We start from the raw sequence: 1,692 nt of genomic DNA on the forward strand, positions 1-1,692 counted from the left end.
GAGAATGCCGGTATGAGTAGCGAAAAAGAAGTGAGAATCTTCTTCACCGTATGCCTAAGGTTTCCTGAGGAAGGCTCGTCCGCTCAGGGTTAGTCGGGACCTAAGCCGAGGCCGAAAGGCGTAGGCGATGGCCAACAGGTTGAGATTCCTGTACCACCTCTTTTCCGATTGAGTGATGGGGGAACGCAGGAGGCTAAGGGAAGCGCGTCATTGGATGAGCGCGCCCAAGCAGCGAGAGTGGTGGATAGGCAAATCCGTCCACCGGACGCTTGAGCTGTGATGGGGAGGGAATTTAAGTACCGAAGTCCCTGATGTCACACTGCCAAGAAAAGCCTCTAGCAAGGAAAAAGGTGCCCGTACCGCAAACCGACACAGGTAGGCGAGGAGAGTATCCTAAGGTGATCGGGAGAACTCTCGTTAAGGAACTCGGCAAAATGACCCCGTAACTTCGGGAGAAGGGGTGCTTGTCTAGGTTACGACCTAGCAAGCCGCAGTGAAAAGGCCCAAGCGACTGTTTATCAAAAACACAGGTCTCTGCGAAGCCGTAAGGCGAAGTATAGGGGCTGACACCTGCCCGGTGCTGGAAGGTTAAGGGGATGCGTTAGCCCTATGGGCGAAGCGTTGAACCGAAGCCCCAGTAAACGGCGGCCGTAACTATAACGGTCCTAAGGTAGCGAAATTCCTTGTCGGGTAAGTTCCGACCCGCACGAAAGGTGCAACGACTTGGGCACTGTCTCAACGAGAGACCCGGTGAAATTATACTATGCGTGAAGATGCGCATTACCCGCGACAGGACGGAAAGACCCCGTGGAGCTTTACTGTAGCCTGATATTGAATGTTGGTACAGCTTGTACAGGATAGGTGGGAGCCTTGGAAACCGGAGCGCTAGCTTCGGTGGAGGCACCCGTGGGATACCACCCTGGCTGTACGGACATTCTAACCCAGGACCGTGATCCGGTCCGGAGACAGTGTCAGGTGGGCAGTTTGACTGGGGCGGTCGCCTCCCAAAAGGTAACGGAGGCGCCCAAAGGTTCCCTCAGAATGGTTGGAAATCATTCGCAGAGTGTAAAGGCAGAAGGGAGCTTGACTGCGAGACCTACAAGTCGAGCAGGGACGAAAGTCGGGCTTAGTGATCCGGCGGTTCCGCATGGAAGGGCCGTCGCTCAACGGATAAAAGCTACCCCGGGGATAACAGGCTTATCTCCCCCAAGAGTTCACATCGACGGGGAGGTTTGGCACCTCGATGTCGGCTCATCGCATCCTGGGGCTGTAGTCGGTCCCAAGGGTTGGGCTGTTCGCCCATTAAAGCGGTACGCGAGCTGGGTTCAGAACGTCGTGAGACAGTTCGGTCCCTATCCGTCGTGGGCGTTGGAAATCTGAGAGGCGCTGTCCTTAGTACGAGAGGACCGGGATGGACACACCGCTGGTGTACCAGTTGTTCCACCAGGAGCACTGCTGGGTAGCTACGTGTGGCAGGGATAAGTGCTGAAAGCATCTAAGCATGAAGCCCCCCTCAAGATGAGATTTCCCATCGCTTCGAGCGAGTAAGATCCCTCAGAGACGATGAGGTTGATAGGTCCGAGGTGGAAGCGTGGTGACACGTGGAGCTGACGGATACTAATCGATCGAGGACTTAACTTCGCAAGAAAAGACGTATTCGTCTTTGGCAGTTCGTATTTAGTTTTGAAGGTG

Annotated in this window: 1 rRNA gene; it reads left to right on the forward strand. The window is 54.9% G+C overall.

Features of this window, described 5'->3' with window-relative positions:
* Positions 1–1,641, forward strand: a 23S ribosomal RNA gene (locus tag EDC24_RS00505); the annotation flags it as partial.
* Positions 1,642–1,692 lie beyond the last annotated feature (51 nt).

The sequence above is a fragment of the Aquisalibacillus elongatus genome (assembly GCF_003843875.1).
Classification (GTDB): domain Bacteria; phylum Bacillota; class Bacilli; order Bacillales; family Alkalibacillaceae; genus Aquisalibacillus; species Aquisalibacillus elongatus.